Origin of the sequence: Acidovorax sp., from assembly GCF_046291265.1 — a bacterium.
In the GTDB taxonomy this organism is placed as follows: domain Bacteria; phylum Pseudomonadota; class Gammaproteobacteria; order Burkholderiales; family Burkholderiaceae_C; genus Acidovorax.
Genome location: NZ_JBKBTV010000140.1, coordinates 1 through 1153, shown reverse-complemented (window position 1 = coordinate 1153; position 1153 = coordinate 1). Strand labels below are relative to the sequence as shown.

At 61.6% G+C, this 1153-nt stretch carries 1 protein-coding gene; it reads right to left on the bottom strand.

Annotated features, from left to right (window positions below; translation table 11 throughout):
- Window positions 1-45: 45 nt before the first annotated feature.
- Complete coding sequence (locus ACK41V_RS23520; protein WP_409786095.1) at window positions 46-1152, bottom strand: IS5 family transposase; 1107 nt, start codon at window positions 1150-1152, stop codon at window positions 46-48.
- Window position 1153: the final 1 nt, after the last annotated feature.

Below are 1153 nucleotides of genomic sequence, written 5' to 3'. Positions count from 1 at the left end.
CGCGTGCTTTGAGCCGCAAAGCACTGTTTTCCGTACCTGTTCCCCTCACATCTGCCCCTGCAGGCGGATTTGCCCCAGGCTACGCATGCGCGTGAGGTTGTAGCCCGCCATCGTCAGCACAAACATCTGGTCCACTTTCTTGATCCCGCGCACCAGCACCTGGCGCATGTGCCCCACCGTCTTGGCCCAGCCAAAGCCTTGCTCGATCAGCTTTCTCTTTTGCTGCGAGATGGCGTAGCCTTCGCTGTCTGCGATCCTGTCAGGCACCGCAGATTGGCGCCCTGATTTGTTCTGCGCCACATGGGGCAGCACGTTCATCTCCTGCAGGGCTTCCATGAACTCCTTGGCGTCGTAGCCTTTGTCCGCGCCCAGCGTGATCGTGATGGGCTCATCGCCCGGTAGCGCCTGGCGCGCATCGTTGATCATGGCCTTGGCCGCTTCGCGCTCTGCATACCCGTCGGCTTGCGTGACCACGGCACTGACCACCAGCCCATGGCGGTTGTCGGTGAGCGTGTGGCCCATGAAGCGCAACTCGCTGGCCGTTTTGCCTTTGCGGTACAGCCTTGCATCCCCGTCCGTGGTGGACTCGTGGGTCTCGTTGCTGCGCTTTTGGTCTTTGAAGTTGCCCGCGTCGGTATCGTCGTCGCCCTGGCGGTCTTTGCGCACAAAGCTCTTGTGGCCCGCCCAGGCCTGGATCAGGGTGCCGTCCACGCTGAAGTGCTCGCCCGAGAGCAACTCCTGCTCCTGGGCTTGCTGCACGATCTGGTTGAAGAACTCGATGACCGCATCGTGCTCGATCAGGCGTTCCCGGTTCTTGCTGAAGACGGTGGGCACCCACACGGCATCGTCCATGGCCAGGCCGATGAACCAGCGAAACAGCAAGTTGTACTGAGTCTGCTCCATGAGTTGGCGCTCCGAGCGCACGCTGTAGAGCACCTGAATGAGCATGGCGCGCAGCAGCTTCTCGGGGGCAATGCTGGGGCGTCCACCCTTGCTGTTGGCCGCGTACATCTGAGCGAACAGCTCGTCCATATTCGCCAAGGCCTTGTTGACCAACACGCGGATTACGCGCAGAGGATGGTCTGCGGGCACGAACTCATCGAGGTGACGCATGGTGAACAGGCTCTCGGTGAAGGTGTCGGCTCCGCGCATG

Coding starts and splice junctions, on each gene's coding strand:
- ACK41V_RS23520 (WP_409786095.1), bottom strand. CDS start 1,152: ATGCGCGGAGCCGACACCTTCACCGAGAGCCTGTTCACCATGCGTCAC.